The 16,462-nt window shown below is 64.6% G+C and carries 16 protein-coding genes and 1 tRNA gene; 5 read left to right on the top strand and 12 right to left on the bottom strand.

Annotation, left to right across the window (positions count from 1 at the left end; all coding sequences use genetic code 11):
- Positions 1–132: 132 nt before the first annotated feature.
- Genes HMI60_RS17870 through HMI60_RS17860 form a run of 3 tightly spaced genes read right to left on the bottom strand, consistent with a single transcriptional unit; the run spans position 133 to position 3,352 of the window.
- Positions 133–972 (bottom strand): sugar phosphate isomerase/epimerase, encoded by an 840-nt coding sequence (locus HMI60_RS17870; RefSeq protein WP_193590129.1) that lies wholly within the window; start codon positions 970–972, stop codon positions 133–135.
- Positions 969–2,183 (bottom strand): dihydrodipicolinate synthase family protein, encoded by a 1,215-nt coding sequence (locus tag HMI60_RS17865; RefSeq protein ID WP_018778160.1) that lies wholly within the window; start codon positions 2,181–2,183, stop codon positions 969–971. The genes HMI60_RS17870 and HMI60_RS17865 overlap by 4 nt, the downstream gene beginning before the upstream one ends.
- Positions 2,183–3,352 (bottom strand): Gfo/Idh/MocA family protein, encoded by a 1,170-nt coding sequence (locus HMI60_RS17860; RefSeq protein WP_193590128.1) that lies wholly within the window; start codon positions 3,350–3,352, stop codon positions 2,183–2,185. Before HMI60_RS17860 ends, HMI60_RS17865 begins: the two co-directional genes overlap by 1 nt.
- A 195-nt stretch (positions 3,353–3,547) precedes the next feature.
- Between HMI60_RS17860 and HMI60_RS17855 the strand changes: the two genes are divergently transcribed.
- Entirely contained in the window at positions 3,548–4,585 is a 1,038-nt protein-coding gene (locus tag HMI60_RS17855; RefSeq protein ID WP_193590127.1) for a LacI family DNA-binding transcriptional regulator, read from the top strand.
- A complete protein-coding gene (locus tag HMI60_RS17850) occupies positions 4,582–5,352 on the top strand; it encodes an alpha/beta hydrolase (RefSeq protein WP_193590126.1) in 771 nt (256 codons plus the stop codon). Before HMI60_RS17855 ends, HMI60_RS17850 begins: the two co-directional genes overlap by 4 nt.
- 6 nt (positions 5,353–5,358) lie before the next feature.
- On the opposite strand, the gene HMI60_RS17845 is transcribed toward HMI60_RS17850, so the two are convergent.
- The 3 genes from HMI60_RS17845 to HMI60_RS17835 form a co-directional block, all read right to left on the bottom strand.
- Positions 5,359–6,132 carry a sugar phosphate isomerase/epimerase gene (locus HMI60_RS17845; protein ID WP_193590125.1) on the bottom strand — a complete coding sequence of 258 codons (774 nt, stop codon included), beginning with the start codon at positions 6,130–6,132 and terminating at the stop codon, positions 5,359–5,361.
- A 67-nt stretch (positions 6,133–6,199) separates the two neighbouring features.
- Positions 6,200–6,766: a GNAT family N-acetyltransferase gene (locus tag HMI60_RS17840; RefSeq protein ID WP_193590124.1), complete on the bottom strand. Its 567-nt coding sequence runs from the start codon at positions 6,764–6,766 to the stop codon at positions 6,200–6,202.
- A gap of 25 nt (positions 6,767–6,791) precedes the next feature.
- Positions 6,792–7,148: a metalloregulator ArsR/SmtB family transcription factor gene (locus HMI60_RS17835; RefSeq protein WP_018778166.1), complete on the bottom strand. Its 357-nt coding sequence runs from the start codon at positions 7,146–7,148 to the stop codon at positions 6,792–6,794.
- 67 nt (positions 7,149–7,215) lie between these two features.
- On the opposite strand from HMI60_RS17835, the gene HMI60_RS17830 reads away from it, so the two are divergent.
- Positions 7,216–8,148 carry an SDR family oxidoreductase gene (locus HMI60_RS17830; RefSeq protein WP_193590123.1) on the top strand — a complete coding sequence of 311 codons (933 nt, stop codon included), beginning with the start codon at positions 7,216–7,218 and terminating at the stop codon, positions 8,146–8,148.
- Here the strand turns inward: HMI60_RS17830 and HMI60_RS17825 are convergent.
- Entirely contained in the window at positions 8,145–8,999 is an 855-nt protein-coding gene (locus HMI60_RS17825) for a LysR substrate-binding domain-containing protein (RefSeq protein ID WP_018778168.1), read from the bottom strand. The two genes, HMI60_RS17830 and HMI60_RS17825, sit on opposite strands and share 4 nt — an antisense overlap.
- A gap of 178 nt (positions 9,000–9,177) precedes the next feature.
- Between HMI60_RS17825 and HMI60_RS17820 the strand changes: the two genes are divergently transcribed.
- A complete protein-coding gene (locus tag HMI60_RS17820; protein WP_193590122.1) occupies positions 9,178–10,578 on the top strand; it encodes an MFS transporter in 1,401 nt (466 codons plus the stop codon).
- A gap of 60 nt (positions 10,579–10,638) precedes the next feature.
- Here the strand turns inward: HMI60_RS17820 and HMI60_RS17815 are convergent, their stop codons facing one another.
- From HMI60_RS17815 to HMI60_RS17805, 4 genes are all read right to left on the bottom strand, one after another.
- On the bottom strand, positions 10,639–11,811 hold the full coding sequence (locus HMI60_RS17815) for a N(5)-(carboxyethyl)ornithine synthase (protein ID WP_055972877.1): 1,173 nt from the start codon (positions 11,809–11,811) through the stop codon (positions 10,639–10,641).
- On the bottom strand, positions 11,808–11,942 hold the full coding sequence (locus HMI60_RS21190) for a hypothetical protein (RefSeq protein ID WP_011776304.1): 135 nt from the start codon (positions 11,940–11,942) through the stop codon (positions 11,808–11,810). Before HMI60_RS21190 ends, HMI60_RS17815 begins: the two co-directional genes overlap by 4 nt.
- A gap of 169 nt (positions 11,943–12,111) precedes the next feature.
- Positions 12,112–12,182, bottom strand: a tRNA-Gly gene (locus HMI60_RS17810).
- Positions 12,183–12,282: 100 nt separating this feature from the next.
- A complete protein-coding gene (locus HMI60_RS17805; RefSeq protein ID WP_193590121.1) occupies positions 12,283–13,848 on the bottom strand; it encodes a D-alanyl-D-alanine carboxypeptidase family protein in 1,566 nt (521 codons plus the stop codon).
- A 216-nt stretch (positions 13,849–14,064) separates the two neighbouring features.
- Between HMI60_RS17805 and HMI60_RS17800 the strand changes: the two genes are divergently transcribed.
- Complete coding sequence (locus HMI60_RS17800) at positions 14,065–14,502, top strand: SRPBCC family protein (protein WP_018778172.1); 438 nt, start codon at positions 14,065–14,067, stop codon at positions 14,500–14,502.
- Here the strand turns inward: HMI60_RS17800 and HMI60_RS17795 are convergent.
- Positions 14,499–16,370 carry a CAP domain-containing protein gene (locus HMI60_RS17795; protein WP_305082342.1) on the bottom strand — a complete coding sequence of 624 codons (1,872 nt, stop codon included), beginning with the start codon at positions 16,368–16,370 and terminating at the stop codon, positions 14,499–14,501. The two genes, HMI60_RS17800 and HMI60_RS17795, sit on opposite strands and share 4 nt — an antisense overlap.
- Positions 16,371–16,462: the final 92 nt, after the last annotated feature.

Raw genomic sequence — 16,462 nt, 5'->3', positions numbered from 1 at the left:
GGCTTTTTCCGCCGGCCTTCACCACCCTGCCGTGCAAAAAAGCGGGTCCCTGCCGTGACCTTGGCAGGAGCCCGCTCGTTTTTGGAGTGGTCCTCCCGCGGAGCTTAGGGCATCCGCGGGAGGATCACGTGGTTACGCGTAGGGGAGGACGAGCTCCGCGTAGCGCTGCTTCATGGTTTCCAGGACGCTGTCCCCATCGGCATCCCAGATTTCCTGGTTGAAGATCTCGACTTCGATGTCGCCCTTGTAGCCGGCGTCCCTGACCCAGGTGCCGATGGTGGCGAAGTCGATGACGCCGTCGCCCATCATGCCGCGGGACAACAGCGCATCCGCAGCGATCGGCAGGTTGAAGTCGCACACCTGGTAAGAGGCGATGCGGCTTTCGCGCCCGGCGCGGTCGATCTGCGCCTTCAGTTCCGGATCCCACCAGACGTGGAAGGTGTCGACGGCGACGCCGACCGCTTTCGCGTCGTACGGCGCGGCGAGGTCCAGTGCCTGGCCAAGGGTGGAGATGAGTGCGCGGTCAGCGGCGTACATCGGGTGCAGGGGTTCCAGCACCAAACGGACACCGTTTTCGGAGGCGAAAGGAACCAGTTCCTCAAGGCGGTCGGCGACGCGCTGGCGGGCAGCGACGACGTCCTTCTCGCCGGGAGCGAGTCCGCCAACCACCAGGAACAACTCCTGGGTGTCCAGGGCAACGGCCTCCCGGACGGCGTCGAAGTTGTCAGCGAGTGCGGCTGCCTGGCCCTCGGGGTCGGCAGCGGTCAGGAAACCACCCCGGCACAACGAGGACACCCGGAGGCCGGCGTCCTTGATGAGCTTGGCAGCCTTGTCCAAGCCAGCCTCGGCCACGCGGTCACGCCACGGACCGATCGCGGGGATGCCGGCGCGGGCGCAACCATCCACAGCTTCGGCCAGGGTCCACTTCTTGGTGGTTGCACTGTTCAGGGATAGTCGTGAAAAGTCGCTCATGCGCCCACCCCGTTGATCCGAAGGAAGTCGGACATCCGGAATGCGGCCAGCGAGGGGTCCTTCAACAGCCCCGCCTGGTCGGCCAGTTCGAAGGTCTTGGCCAGATGCAGGACCGAACGGCCCGAGTGCAGGCCGCCGACCATCTGGAAGCCGGGCTGCTTGCCGTTGAGCCACGACATGAAGGCGATGCCTGTCTTGTAGTAGAACGTCGGTGCGCTGAAGATGTGCTTCCCCAGCTCACGGGTGGAGTCCAGGATCGCGCGCCCTTCAGCACCTTGGCCGGCGTCGTACTTCTGCAAGGCGACTGAAGCGGCAGGGTAGATGGCCGCGAAGATGCCCAGCAGTGCGTCCGAGTGGTGCGTCTGGTCGCCGTCGATCAGTTCCGGGTAGTTGAAGTCGTCGCCGGTGTACAAGCGCACACCGGAAGGCAGGGCGGCGCGGAGGGCGACTTCGTGGGAAGCGTCCAGCAGCGAAACCTTGACGCCGTCAACCTTGTCCGAGTGCTCGCGGATCAGGCTGAGGAACGTCTCGGTGGCAACAGAGACGTCGTCGGAACCCCAGTAACCGGCCAATGCGGGATCGAACATGGTGCCGAGCCAGTGCAGGATGACCGGCTGATCGACTTCCTGGAGCAGCGTCGAGTAGACGTGCAGGTAGTCGTCGGCGCCGTTGGCAACCTTGGCCAGCGCGCGGGACGCCATGAGGATGACCTTGGGGCCGGCTTCACTGACGACGGCGATCTGCTCGCGGTAGGCGTCGATGACGGCCTGGATTCCTGCCGCGCCTTCGGGGAGTGCAGCGATGTCCAGCTGGTCGGTGCCCGCACCGCAGGAGACGAGGTCGCGGACGGACTTGCCGGCGATGGCTGCGTCACCGGCTGCCACCACGGAAGCGGCCTCGGCGCCCGTGCGCTTGATGAGCTGCTGGGTTGCGGCCCAGTCGAGGCCCATGCCGCGCTGCGCGGTGTCCATGGCATCGGCGACGCCCAGGCCGTAGCTCCACAGCTCGTGGCGGTAAGCCAGTGTGGCATCCCAGTCGAGCTGCGCCGGAGCGCCGGGGGTGTTGTCTGCAGCTACCTCGGGGATGACGTGCGCTGCGGCGTAGGCGCGGCGGGCAGCCAACGGTGCGGTCGGCTTGACCCACGCCGTGGCGGGCTGGAGGCGGTACTCGCGGGTTCCGCCGTCGTCAGTGGGAAGAATCAGTGACGTCATTAGAGGGTGATCTCCGGGATGTCGATGGTGCGGCGCTCAGCCGAGGACTGCAGGCCGAGCTCGGCAAGCTGCACGCCGCGGGCGGCGGAGAGCAATCCGAAACGGTGCTCGCGGCCCGCGACGACGTCGCGCAGGAATTCTTCCCACTGCAGCTTGAAGCCGTTGTCCAGGTCAGCGTTGGCGGGGACTTCCTGCCATTGGCTGCGGAACGATTCGGTGACGGGAAGGTCCGGGTTCCAGACGGGCTTGGGGGTGTGGGCGCGCTGCTGCGCAACGCACTTGTTCAAACCGGCGACGGCGGAACCGTGCGTACCGTCGATTTGGAACTCCACCAGTTCGTCGCGGTAGACGCGGACGGCCCACGAGGAGTTGATCTGTCCGATGACGTCGTCGCCACCCGGGGTTTCGAGCTCGAAGATGCCGTAGGAAGCGTCGTCAGCGGTTGCCTTGTATTCCTTGCCGGCTTCGTCCCAGCGAGCGGGGATGTGGGTGGCGGTCTTGGCGTTGACGCTCTTGACCTTGCCGATGATGCCTTCAAGGACGTAGTTCCAATGGCAGAACATGTCCGTGGTCATTCCACCGCCGTCCTCCTTGCGGTAGTTCCAGGACGGACGCTGGGCAGCCTGCACGTCGCCTTCGAAGACCCAGTAGCCGAATTCGCCCCGGATGGAGAGGATACGGCCGAAGAAGCCTTCATCGACCAAGCGGCGGAGCTTCACCAGGCCAGGGAGGTACAGCTTGTCGTGAACGACGCCGGCGGTGACTCCGGCTTCCTTGCCGATCTGTGCAAGTTCGATGGCTTCCTGGAGGGTTTCGGCGGTGGGCTTCTCGGTGAAGATGTGCTTGCCGGCGCGCATGGCCTTCTTCAGGGTGGCGGCGCGGAGGCTGGTCATGGAGGCGTCAAAGATGATGTCAACGGTGGGATCGGCGATGACTGAGTCCAGGTCCGTGGTCCATTCGGAAACCTTGTGGAGTTCGGCCAGCTCGCGGATCTTGGCCTCGTTGCGGCCTACCAGGATGGGCTCGACCTGGACTTTGGTGCCGTCCTCAAGGGTGAAGCCGCCTGCGTCACGGATGGGGAGGATGGAGCGCAGCAGGTGCTGGCGGTAGCCCATGCGTCCAGTGATGCCGTTCATGGCGATGCGGATCGTCTTTGTTTCGAAACCCATGTTTTCTCCAGTGCCTTGTGTGCCGGTCGCTGTGTGGAAGCCGGTGCTTGCTCGATATGATGGGAAAGCGCATTCCCGTTGCCATCGATCATGCACCAATGCACGGAGGTTTGGCAAGCGCTTTCCCGCTTTCTGTGAAGAACTGCCATAATTTCCTTAGCGCCAGTCCGGCGCTTGACGAAGAGGAGTCTCCCCGTGGCCGCCAGCACACTCAGCGAAGTCGCCCGATTGGCCGGGGTTTCCCTGGCAACGGCCTCCCGGGTCCTCAACGGGTCCTCGCGCAAGCCTGCCGAGGATATTGCGGAGCGTGTGAGGGAAGCCGCTGACAAACTCGGTTATGTTCCCAACGCCCAGGCCCAGGGCCTCGCCAAGTCGAGCTCAGGGTTGATCGGCCTGGTGGTGCACGATATTGCCGATCCCTACTTCTCGGCCATCGCGCGCGGCGTCCAGGAAGCTGCGCGCAGGCAGAACCGTATGGTGTTGCTGGCCAGCACCTCGGGGACTCCCGCGGAGGAAAAGGAAGCGGTGGCCGCATTTGCCGCCCGCCGCGCCGACTCAATCGTGATTGCCGGTTCACGCTCGGAGCGTGCGGAAGACAAACAGGGCAATGCCGAACTCGCCGCTGAGCTGGACCGGTACTGCCGCAACGGTGGGCACGTTGGGGTAGTGGGCCATCCTGTGGTCGGAGCCAGTGCGGCCGAGGGGTACCACGTAGTGGAAGTTCCCAACGAGGAACTCGCTGCCGGCCTGGCCGGACAACTGGCCGCCACCCACGACGGCGGTTTCGTGATCATTGCGGGTCCTGCGGGGCTCTACACCTCCGATGACCGTGTGCGCGGATTCCAGCGCGGACTGGCCGACGCCGGACGGCCGGCTGCCGAGGTCATCCGCGCCGGTTTCAACCGTGCCGGCGGGTTCGAGGCCGGGCAGGCGCTTGCGGAACGAATCAAAGGGTCCCTGGAGAGGCTCTGCATCTTCGCCGTGAATGACGTCATGGCCATTGGGGTTACCGCGGCCCTGCGGCCTGAAGGGGTATGGATTCCCCGAGATGCCACGGTTGCCGGTTTCGATGACATTGAAACGCTGCGGGACTTCCGGCCGGCCTTGTCCACGGTCCATCTTCCGCTGGAGGATATTGGCCGCCTCGCAGCCGGAGATCCCGATGCAGCTCCCATCTCCGGCACGGTGAAACTTCGCCGGAGTACGGAAACCCCGGTGGAATCCCAACCATGACGGTTCCACCGGAACAGGTGCCCGCCGCGCTGACGGTGACTCCCGCCGTCGGGCGTTCCGGAGTTGCCGGGCATTCCGGCGCGCCTGCGCCTGCCGTTCTGGTGCTGCCGGGAGGCGGCTACGCGAGGCAGGCCGACCATGAAGCCGAACCCGTGGCCGAATGGCTGGCCTCCCTGGGGATCCATGCCTTTGTGCTGCGCTATCCGGTCGCGCCGCATCGGCATCCGGCCCCGCTCTTGGCCGCCAAACAGGCCATGACGTGGATTCGTGAGGGGGCGCATGGGCTGGAGGTGGATCCTGGCCGGGTGGGGGTTCTGGGTTTTTCGGCCGGCGGCCACCTTGCTGCCACTCTGTCGGTGCAGGTGGCTACCGGCGATCCTGCGGTGGACGCTTCTGCTGCTGTGCCTGACCTCAGCATTCTCTGCTATCCCGTGATTTCCTTTGTGGACGCGGCGCACCAGGGGTCTGTGGACAACCTCGCCGGAACGGGTGCGGACGTCGATGCCCGGCGTGTGTTGTCAGCGGAACTGAGCGTCGACGCCGCCACTCCGCCCGCTTTCCTTTGGCACACTGCCGACGACGACGTCGTACCGCTCAGTCACAGCCTCTCCTACGCGGCTGCGCTTGGACGTGCCGGTGTTCCGGTGGAACTCCATGTATTCCCCAGTGGCGCCCATGGGCTGGGCCTGGCGGATGGGGCGCCCGGCGCCGGGCAATGGACCGGGCTCTGCGCGGACTGGCTCCGGCGTCTGGAATGGCTTGCCTAGCGACGGCTAGTCTTCGGCCAGGGTGATGGTGTGCAGGGTCGCGGCGTCGCTGAGCACGTTGTCAGGCAGATCGTCGACGACGAACTCAAGCATGATGTCCAGGTCTTTGCCGTTGCCGCGCAGGATGTCGGCGACCGATCGCCAGAGCAGCGACCGTTTCCGCAAAGGAAAGCGTTCGGCCGCCGGGCCCCAGGAGAAGCAGTGCACGCCCACGACGTGGGGGAGGACTTCGTGGAGGGACTCCAGTGCCTGCTCGTCGGAAAGTCCGACGGCGGGTTGCCAGTAGGTGCCGACGTTGGCGTGGTCTACACGCTTCAGCAGCTCCAAGGTGGTGGCGGGAGAGTCCGTGAGGGTGTTGCCGTGGTATTCGAAAGCGATGGTGACACCGCGTTTCGCGGCGAGGCCGGCAATGCGCTGCGTGTCGCGGACTACCGAGTCCCAGTGCTCCCGGCCGGCACCAGCAGAGCCGATTTCCCCGGCCCAGACCCGCACCCGCGGAGCGCCTGCGGCCTCGGCGAGGTCGAGAATGGACCCGAAATCCCCAAAGGCGCCGCATCGATAATAAGAGCCAAGTGACAGGACCGTCATGCCTGCGGTTTCTGTTGCGGCCTTGGCGTACAGTGCCGACCCGGTGTCGCTGACATGTACGTCAGTGCCCCACTCGATCCCGGCCAAGCCCGCCTCGGCGGAAATCCGGACCACCTCGTCGATCCCGAGGGATCGCAGGGTCACGGAACAGATGGCAGGCGTGAGGTCAGCCAGTATGGGGTGGTTGGTCATGGTTCCACGATACCGGGAATGCGCTTACCCAGTAAGCATTGTCGCGTGTTGAGAGCCAGGCCTTCCCTCACAAGTGCAGCCAATAACGCCGGATCGGTTCCGTAACAGCAAGTTCGGGGGCGAAGCTCTCGGGAGGGCGGACACTCTCCAAAACTCCGCCGCATGCCTCGATGGTGCGCGCCGAGGCCACGTTGGGTTGCTTGCAGGTCACCAGCACCCGCTCGAGTCCGAGGGTTCGCCCCTCGTCCATGGCTCCGGCAAGGGCAATCCTGGCCAAGCCACGCCCCCTTGCGCTTGGCCTGATGCCATACCCAATGTGCCCGCCGACTTCTGTCAGGTATTCGCTGGCCAGGGAATGCCTCAGGCTGGCAGCGCCCAAATAGTCCGTATTGTCGGTGACCCAAATGGTGGTCTGGTTTGCCAGCCCTTCGGGCGGTGAAAAATCCGCCCTGGGCATTTGATGGAGCAGGTCCACCCACTGCGAGAACTGGCCCTCTTCGCGGAGGTCGAGGTCGTACCGTGCGGCCAGGAATGCTGCAGAACCGTCCTGGTCGAGGGTTCCCCACTCGTCGTAACTTTCCAGCCAGGAGGCGTGGAAGCTTGATGACGGCTGAGTGAGCTTGGCGTGGGTCATTGGGTGAGCGTACTACGGCCGGGGTTCAGGCCTCGGAGGTCGTGGCCCCTTTCGGCGTCCTGGTCGAAGGGCGGGCAGGGTTCCGTTTCCGGACCTCCCGCAGCACGATCTGCTCAGGGCAGACCGTGGAAAGGAAGTCCCCCACTGACAGTGCGAGGCGTTCGCCCACGAGCGAGTAGAGAATGCGGTTGGCATCCCGCCGTTCCGTGACCAGTCCGGCCTGGCGCAGCACGCTCAAGTGCCGGGAGATGGTGGGTCCTGTGGCGTTGAACCGCGCAGCGATCTCGCCGGCGGCCAACTCGCCGTCCTTGAGGTCTTGAAGGATCTGCCGCCTGGTGGGGTGTGCCAAGGCTGCGAAGATATCCGATGCTGCATCTGCCATGTTTGCAATATAGCACAATAGCTATATACAGTTTAGCTTCATTGCTAATAAGCGAAGGAGCAAGAATATGCGTGTGGCCATTACCGGCGGTACCGGCTTTGTGGGGCGTCACCTCGCGGAGCGGCTCGACAGGCCGGACACCGTCATCATTTCGCGGCGGACAGGGACCGCAATTACTGACGTCGATGCCTTGGCAGAGGCCTTCGCGGGGTGCGACGTCGTAGCCCACTGCGCGGGGATCAACCGGGAAATAGATGGCCAGACCTTTCAGCGTGTCCACATTGAAGGAACCAAGGCAGTCATTGAAGCCGCCCGGAGGACGGGCGTCCAAAGAATCGTCATGCTGAGCTTCCTCCGGGCCCGTCCGGATTGTGGGTCGGCCTACCACGAGACCAAATGGGCTGCCGAGGAGCTCCTGCGGCAGTCGGGCATCGAGTACACGATCATCAAGGCAGGGATGATCTACGGCAACGGCGACCACATGGTTGACCACGTAACGCGTGCTGTACGCAGCTTTCCTGTCTTCGCAACGGTCGGCTTCCGGGAGCGGACTGTCCGGCCCCTCCCTGTGGAAGAGGCTGTCGATACCCTGATCGCGGCGCTTGAAGGTCGCGTGCCCACCCCGACCGTCGCCGTCGTCGGAGCCGAAGAGCTTGAGCTTGGCGCAGCTGTCCGCAGGATCGCCCGGGTGGCCGGGGGCTACCCCGTCTACGTCCGCGCCCCGATCTGGTCGATCCGCGCTCTGGCGCAACTGACCGAGTGGATCATGGTGGTACCACTCGTCGCAAAAGCCCAGGCGCAGATGCTCGCCGAGGGGGTCAGCGAGCCTTCACCGTACGCACCGTGGCTTCCGGTGGAGCTGCGTCCCAGGCTTCCCTTCGACGACGAACGCATCCGGGCTGCCGTGCCGGAAGGCCGCTTCGGACTGGACGACCTGAGGGTAGTGGGGTGGTGGAACGGGCGCCGGGGCCGGAGCCGGGCGAACCGGTCCGGCCACTAGTTCGACTTGCTCAACGTCCGCCCCATGATCGCCTGGGTGAGGGCGTCGATGACCTCCGCGTTGGCGAGCGGGTTGCGGATCAGAGTGAAGTCGACGTCGCCAACCTGTGGCAGGCCGAAGCGTTGGGTGATGACTTTCAGGTCTTCCGGAACCAGCGACGCCGGCATCACGGCAACGCCGATGCCTGCCCTGACTGCCGCCAGTACGCCACTGATCTGCTTGGTGCTGCACGTGATCCGCCAGGTACGGCCTTCGGCCTCCAGGGCGTCGATGGCAAGTTTCCGGCTGAGGCTCGGTGCCGGATAGGCGATGAGGGGGACCGGGGCGCCCGGTTCAAGGACAGTCTGCTCCACGCCGACCCAGGCGAAGTTGTCATGCCGGACGACGGTGCCTTCCTTCGCCCCGGCCACCCATTTGACGAACACCAGGTCCAGTTGCCCGGCGTTGAGGCGTTTATAGAGCTGATCGCTTTGGCTGACAGTGAGTTCGAGGTTGATCTGCGGGTACAGCTGCCGGAATTCGCGAAGGATCCGGGGCAGGCCGGTGATGGCGAGGTCGTCGGCAGTGCCGAAGCGGAGACGCCCACGCATGGCCGAGCCGGAAAAGTAGCGCGCAGCGGAATCGTGGGCCGCAAGGATGCTGCGGGCAAACCCGGCCATCGCGTCACCGTTGTCAGTGAGTCTCACTTCGCGGGTGTCGCGGGCTACGAGGACACGCTTGGCGGCGGCTTCCAGCTTGCGGACGTGCTGGCTCACCGTCGGTTGGGCAAGTCCAAGCCGTTCTGCGGCCTTGGTGAAACTCAGGGTCTCTGCGACAGCCAAAAAGGAGCGGAGCTGGACGGGATCGAACACGGAACTCCTCTAAGCGCAGGTCAGCGCCGGGCCGGAGTATCGCGCCGTTTTCGCTGGCACTGCAAGCAGCTCATTGCGTTCCGCAATGCTAGTTATAGGCGCAATACGCTTCCATAATTGCTGCTGGCAACCATAGCGTTAAACGCATCCCACCGAAACTCCCATCCGAGGACTACTTTTGGCACCCCCACCGCCTTCAGCGGCAAATGTCAGCCAGCCCGTCATCGATTCCCTGTCCGCTCGTCCCTCGCCGGACGCAAACCAGCCGGACACCGTCACCCAGCCACTCGCCGTCGTGAGTGAGAAGCTGCCCTGGCGGCACACCTTCATCTCCTTGAAGGTCCCCAACTTCAGGATCTTCGCGATCGGCCACTTCATCGCGGTGATCGCCATCTGGATGCAACGCATCGCGCAGGACTGGATGGTGCTCCAGCTTTCCGGGTCCGTCACCGCCGTCGGTATCACTGTGGCCCTGCAGTTCATGCCTTCACTTTTCCTTGGCCCGTGGGGCGGCATGATTGCCGACCGCTTCGCCAAGCGAAAGATCCTCATCATCTGCCAGTCGGCAGCAGCGGTCCTGGCGGCCCTGCTGGCCGTACTTTCCCTGAGCCAGCGCGTCGAGGTCTGGCACGTCTACGTCATCGCACTGGCGCTTGGCTTCGTCACGGTCCTTGACCAGCCGGCCCGGCAGGTGTTCGTCAACGAACTCGTCGGACCCAAGTACCTGCGGAACGCCATCAGCGTGAACTCCACGACCTTCCAGCTCGGCGGCTTGATCGGCCCGGCGCTGGCCGGAGTGCTGCTCACTGCCGTGGGCGCCGGTTGGGCCTTCGCTGCCAATGCTGTGGCCTGCTGCTCCACCGTGACCATGTTGCTGCTGCTGCGCAAGGACCAGCTGCATCTGAGCCGGCCCACGCCGCGCAAGAAGGGCATGCTGCGCGAAGGCCTCAACTATGCGCTCAGCAAACCCACCATCTACTGGCCGTGGTTGATGGCCGGGTTCGTAGCGGTTTTCGCCATGAGCCTGCCAGTGCTTCTGGCCGCCTTCGCGGACCACGTGTACGACGCCGGCGCCGGAGGCTACGGCCTGCTGAACGCCATGGTTGCGCTTGGTGCACTGACAGGTGCGGTGGCATCCACCCGTCGGAGGCAGCTGCGGTTGCGCTCGGTGGTGACCTCCGCCGGGTTGTACGGACTGATGCTTTGCGTGTCCTCGCTCATGCCGTCCATGGTGTGGTTCAGCGTCACCATGGTCTTCGCAGGATTCTGGTGCCTCATGTTCCTCACAGCTGCCAACCAAATGGTGCAGACCAGCTCAAACATGAGCATCCGGGGCCGCGTCATGAGCCTCTACCTTGTGGTGCTCATCGGCGGGCAGGCCATCGGTGGTCCCATGATGGGCTGGCTCGCCGAGCACCTCGGCCCGCATCTGGCCATCCTCGTGGCCGGCGGGGTTCCGGCCATCGCAGCGGCTGTGGTCGCCGTCGTACTTGCCAGGAAGTCCTCCCTGCACATCAAGGTGGACTTGCGCGACAGGCGGCGGGTCCTGCGGATCGTGCAGGAACCGCAGGCGGCCTAAGAAGACGGCTTAAGTAGATGAAGCGCCCCCGGCAACCGGGGGCGCTTCATCTGCGTGGGGCTATCGTGCCAGAAGCTGCGCCACCGGCAGGTGCGGGTACTCCGGGGAGCGGCCCTGGAACTCAAGGATGTCCGGATTGCGGATGACGCCGTCGCGGATTTCGATGGCACGCGAGATGGTCTCGTTGGCATCCCACCCGTCCGGGCCCGCCACCACAGTGTCCAGGAAGGGCAGCAGGGCCTCGCTGATTTCCCAGCTGGCCGAGTTCCAAAGATAGGACGGGCTGTGGTCCACCGCGTAGTAGTTGACGTGACCGCCGACGCGGAACATCGGCTCGTCGAACGTGGTGGTCCGCGCCCAGCTGAATCCCATGCCTTCATCGCAGGAAACGTCGACGATCAGACTGTCCGGCTGGAACTCCGTCAGGTCTTCGGTCCGCAAGTACGTCAGTGGAGCGTTCGGGTCCTGCAGGGTGCAATTGACCACGATGTCCGCCGCGGCCAGGAACGGAGCCAAGGGCTTGCGCCCGTTGTCCGTGATGACCTCGCTGAGGAACGGAGCCTTGCTGTCGTGGTCGAACTGCACGATCCGCACCGAATGGATGGGGGACCCGACGGCGGCAACGCCCCGGTTGGTCAGAACCTGGACGTCATGGACGCCGTGGGCATTCAGGGCGGTGACGGCACCGCGGGCAGTGGCACCGAAACCGATCACCACAGCACTGAGCCGGCGGCCATAGTCACCGGTTGAACCGGTCAAAGCCAATGCATGCAGTACCGAGCAGTACCCGGCGAGCTCGTTGTTCTTGTGGAAAACGTGCAGGCCAAAACCGCCATCGCCGGCCCAATGGTTCATGGCCTCGAAGGCGATGAGTGTGAGCTTCTTGTCGATGGCCAATTGAGTGATGGCCCGGTCCTGCACGCAGTGGGGCCAACCCCAGAGCGTCTGGCCGTCGCGGAGTTCAGCGAGATCCTGGGCCTGCGGCTTGGGCAGGAGGATGACGTCGCTGTTGGCGAGCAGTTCCTGGCGAGTGCCGAGTCCGCCCACCAACGATTCGAGCTTGCTGTCCGGGACACCGAAACGCTCGCCGTAGCCATGTTCGAAACGGAGTTGCCGGCGCACTTCCGGGGCTATGCGCTCCAAATGCTGCGGGTGGATGGGGAGGCGCCGCTCGTTCGGCTTCAGCGAGGTAGCGAGGACGCCTATGCTCAGCTGGCCGTTGGCCGCGGTCACTTCTTGTTGCCGGTGGAAGGCTTTGCGGCCTCGGTGGCGGAGGACTCGGAAGCCCTCTTGTCCGCACGTTTTTCCTTGATGGATTTACTGGATTTCTTTGATGCGGTTTGGCGCGGTGATTTGTCGCCCATGATTGCTCCCTAGAGCGGAACCGAAATGGCTCCTGACTCCTGACGATACACCTACCCGGGTTCCGGTGCCCCGGCGCTGCCCGTACGGGCGCGCTGCGGCGGGAGCCGCCGTCGGGCCTTATTGTCACGAAAAAAGAACCCCGGATCCAGAAGGATCCGGGGTTCGCTGAGCGGGCGACGGGAATCGAACCCGCGTATCGAGCTTGGGAAGCTAGCGCTCTACCATTGAGCTACGCCCGCGCTGCCCGACGGAAATGAATCGGGCGAGTCCTAGCTTAGCGCAGTTGCGGCGTCGCCCAGGACAGCCACTCCGTCCGGCCTAACGTGCCCCGGCAGGTCCTCATTTGAACAGCTTCATTGAGCCCCAGCCGTTGCCCACTTGGCGTTGCGGACCCCAGACTCCGAGTCCCAATCCGTAGTCCACCAAATAGCCGTCCACGGTCTGGGCGGTAATGCTGCGTGTACCTGGACCTGACAAGCCGAAGCCAGGCACCAAGGCCTTCATGGTTCCCCACCCGGAGCCGATGATGCTTGGCTGACCTTTGAAGCCGCCAACTCCATTGCCTGGGTAACTGAGCAGAAGTCCGGAGGATGTGGTGGCCAGGATGTCGTTGGCGCCGTCCGCGTCCCAATCGGCCATGGTCAGCCCCAGTCCCGCCCAGCCGGTTCCGATGTCCACCCGGTAAGTCAACGCCCGGCCGGAGGTGTTGGGGTAGTAGCGCAGGCCGCCGTCAGGGAAATACCCCACGACGCCCGGGTAACCCTGGTCGCTGGACCACTTGCCCACAGTGATGGTCATAGCGTCCCAGTCTCCCGTGCCCACCACGATCTGGGTCGAGAAAGCGCCGCCGGGCCATCCCTTGAACAGGCCCAGGGTGCCGTTGTTCCATTGCGCCAGAAGGTCATAGACGCCGTCCGAATCCCAATCCACCACGAACGCCTGCTTCAGGCCCGTCCAGTTGGAACCAATCTGTACAGGAACGCCGTAGCCACCGCTCGGCAGCGCGGGGTAGCGAAGCAGCCGCCCGGCAGCGTCCGTGGCCACCAGGTCCGCGCCCGAGGTGATGCTGGCATGGACGCTGGGGTTTCCGGAGAAATACTGTTCCAAAGTGGCAAAGCCACGGCGCTTCATATCCGTTGCCAGATCCACTCCGACGTAGCGCAGGTGCCACGGTTCGTAGCTGTACCCGGTGATGTTGGTGTAGCCGTTGGGGTACCGGACGATGAAACCGTATTTGTACGCGTTCGCTGCCACCCACATTCCGGCGGCAGTGTCACCGAAGCAGGTGCTGAGCCCACAGGAACCGTTGGCATTTCCGACATCGACGGCAAGGCCGGTTTGGTGCTCACTGTAGCCCGGCCTTGCCGAGATCAGGTCCGCCTGCGCCTGGCCGTAAAGGTTCACATAGGACGAGTACACCTGTTGTTGCTGGGCGTAAGAACGATAGCCACTCACGACTGCCAGCCCGCCGGTCCCGGCATCCGCCGCACCCTGGAAAAGCCCGTTGAGCCACGCTGCAGCTTCGGCCCGGAGATACTGTCCCGAGCCACGCGCGTTCACCAGATCTGCCGGGGCGTAGGTGGCAGGGTTCAGGGGGCGGGACTTGTTCACAAGGACGGACAAGTTGGCAGGATCACCCGCGGGATCGAGGCCAGGCAGCGGATTGGCGGTCGAAGGCACCTGCGCTTTTACGGCGGCGGCGTTCACGACGGCGGCGCGGTGGGCCGTGACTCCGGCTTCGGAAACGTACCGGGTCGCCTGAGCCGTGGGTGCCGCGCTGGCCGGGGCTGCCGCGGCGGCCGCGGGAGCGAGGGTGGCCGCCAGCACCAGGGCGAGGAATACAGCGCAAGCCGCCACCCGGCGTCGGGCGTTTCTTGGTGTTCCCGGTCGGTCTTGAACCTGCATGACGCCCCCCAGTGGAATTGTCCAGCGGCTGGCACTCTACCCGGCCATGGAAGGCGTGTCAGCAGTGCGCGGGAAAAAATCGGCAGGTAACCATTCGGTCAAGGCTCGGAAGTCGTGTGTCGTCACCGCACCGGGCTGACTATTCTGAACTTGTTAGCTGCTGCGTATGGGGAACCCGGCTACGACATTTGAACCGTAGGCCGAGAGAGGTTTTCCGTGGCATTCGCAGCCAATGAAGTGGTGATCAGTCGGGACGCCATGACCGTTTACGGTTTCCTAATGGACGGGATGAACAACTCACTCTGGCGTTCAGACGTGCGAAGCATCGCGCTTCGATCAGGCGTTCGCGGCCAAAAGGGTGCGTTGTACCAGCAGACCGTCGCCGGACCTGGTGGCCGGCCCATCGCAGCCGATTTCACCATCACCGAGGCCCGCCCCGGCGCGGAAGTCCGGTACGCCGTCGTAGCGGGACCCGCCCGGCCAACCGGCGGCTACTACCTCAGCACCGAAGGCGATACCACCCGGCTGCGCTTTGCCCTTGAATACCATCCCAAGGGTCTTCGCAAGCTCATGAACGGGATGATCCAGAAGGCCCTGGAGGTTGAAGTCGGCCAGTTGGAACGGCTGAAGGCCGCGATCGAATCCAGCTCCTAGCTGGCGAACCTCAGCCCGGCCCAACCATTGCCAATCGTCAAAGGGGTAGTGAGGCGTCCCGAGGTCAGGTCCCAGTACTCCACCATGCCATTGCGGTCCAGGCCCGCCACGCCCACTGAGCCCGGTCCCATGAGGCCACTCAAAGCCCGCAACCCTGTGTAGTCCGTCCACGCGCTGCCCACTACGGGGCGTGATTCCTGCTTCGGTGTACCCAGACCGCTGCCCCGGTACAGGCGCAAGGTGCCGTTCGGCTCGGTGCTGAGCAGGTCCTGGAAGCCATCGGCGTTGTAATCCACCATGGTCACCCGGACAGACGGGTTGCCGGTGCCAATCGCAGACTGGCTGCGGATGTAGGCCAAGCCCGTGTTCTTGTACAGATACAGGTTGCCGCCCTGGTCCATGGCGACGATCTGTGGAAGCCGGTTGTTGGCGCACCACGTGCCCACCGAAATGTTCAAGGTTCCCCAGCCCTGGCCCAAGACCACCGGATCCTTGAAACCGCCCGTTTGAAGGCCCGGATACACCAGGAGCGCCCCGTCCAGCCGTTGATAGAGCAGGTCGAAGACCCCATCGCGGTCCCAGTCCACCACAAACAGCTCCTTGAGGCCCACGAATCCGGCACCAATCCGCTTGCCCAGGCCAAATCTGCCGTTACCCCAGGACGGGTACGCAACGACGGAACCGTCGGCGGCGATGGACACCAGGTCGGCAGCACTGCTGATTGCCGCGGCACTCAAATCGACCGTTGGGGGTTGGTGCTTGGACCCTGGTTCGCACACCGCCACAGGGTCAGTGGGTGGTGTCACCGTTCCACCCGGGCTGGTGGTGGTTCCGGCGGGCAACGTTGTGTAGCCGAAGAAGTTGACCACGCCCCACAGCGTGTACCGGTTGGGCGTCGTCTGCCAGTTGCCGTCCGTGTAGGTGATGCCGATACCCATCACATTGAACCTGGGGTCCCGCAGCAAAGCATCGTGGCCCGGGGAGCCCTTCCACCACTCCACAAGTTGCGCCGCGTCGCGGTCCCAGCGGACTGCAATGACCTCCCCCGCTCCATTGTTCGGATTCATCGCCCGCGGGTCCGTCCAGAAATTGGGCCGGTGCTGGATCACCTCACGGGTAGCGATGTTGTTTGACCACTCCTGCGCCAGGTTGGCAACCGTGGCGTGGTACTTCACCGGAGCGAGGCCTAGCGATGCGCGGTAGCTGTTGATCGCATTGAACACCGTGAGGATCGCTGCGCTGTTGTTGTCGGGGAGGAGCGCCAAAGCGCCGTCTTGGAGATTGGGGTCGTGGCCCGGAGCCTTGCCGGGGAACGGGCTGGGGGAGTCGGTGGCGGGGGTCGCGCCGGGATCGGCCGAGGGGGTTTGCGTTGGCGTTGACGATGGTGTCGGCGTCGGTGTTGGCGTGGCTGTTGGTGTTGGCGCGGCTGTTGGCGAGGGCCCTGCGGCCTCGGCCGTCGGCGTCGTTGCGGCGGCGCCACTGTCTGCCGTCTCTTCCGACGTCGGCCGCGTTTCGACCGGCGGGGTCGTGGTACCAGTGGCGCTCGGGCTGGGATCCGAGGGATTGTCCGGTCCCCATGACGGTCCGATTTCCGGCACGGGAGGCGGTGTCTCGAAAACCGGATCGACGGCGATCGGCCCGCCATCCGAGGCAGGATCCCGCGCGGGAGGAGGTGTCAGCGTTGCTGGCGCTGCAGGCGTTGCGGAACTGGAGGACCCATCGACGGCGGGGGTCGCCGCTGCAGGTGCGGGAGCCGCCGTCGGGCTTTCCTCAGGTGCCGACAACCCGGATGGGACACTGGACGATGCTGTGGTGCTTGCGCCGGGAACCGCCTCCGTTGCCGGCAGGATCTGGCTTGATGCGGCCATGCAAAGCGCCAGCGCGCCAGCCAGCACAATGGCGGCAGGCGCTGCCAGTTTGTTCACAATTACCCCGCGGATGCTCGTTGCCCCCAAGTACG

It is taken from the genome of Paenarthrobacter sp. YJN-D, assembly GCF_015040335.1.
Taxonomy (GTDB): domain Bacteria; phylum Actinomycetota; class Actinomycetes; order Actinomycetales; family Micrococcaceae; genus Arthrobacter; species Arthrobacter nicotinovorans.
Note: the sequence above shows the minus strand (reverse complement) of the source record. Positions and strands in the feature narration are given on the sequence as shown.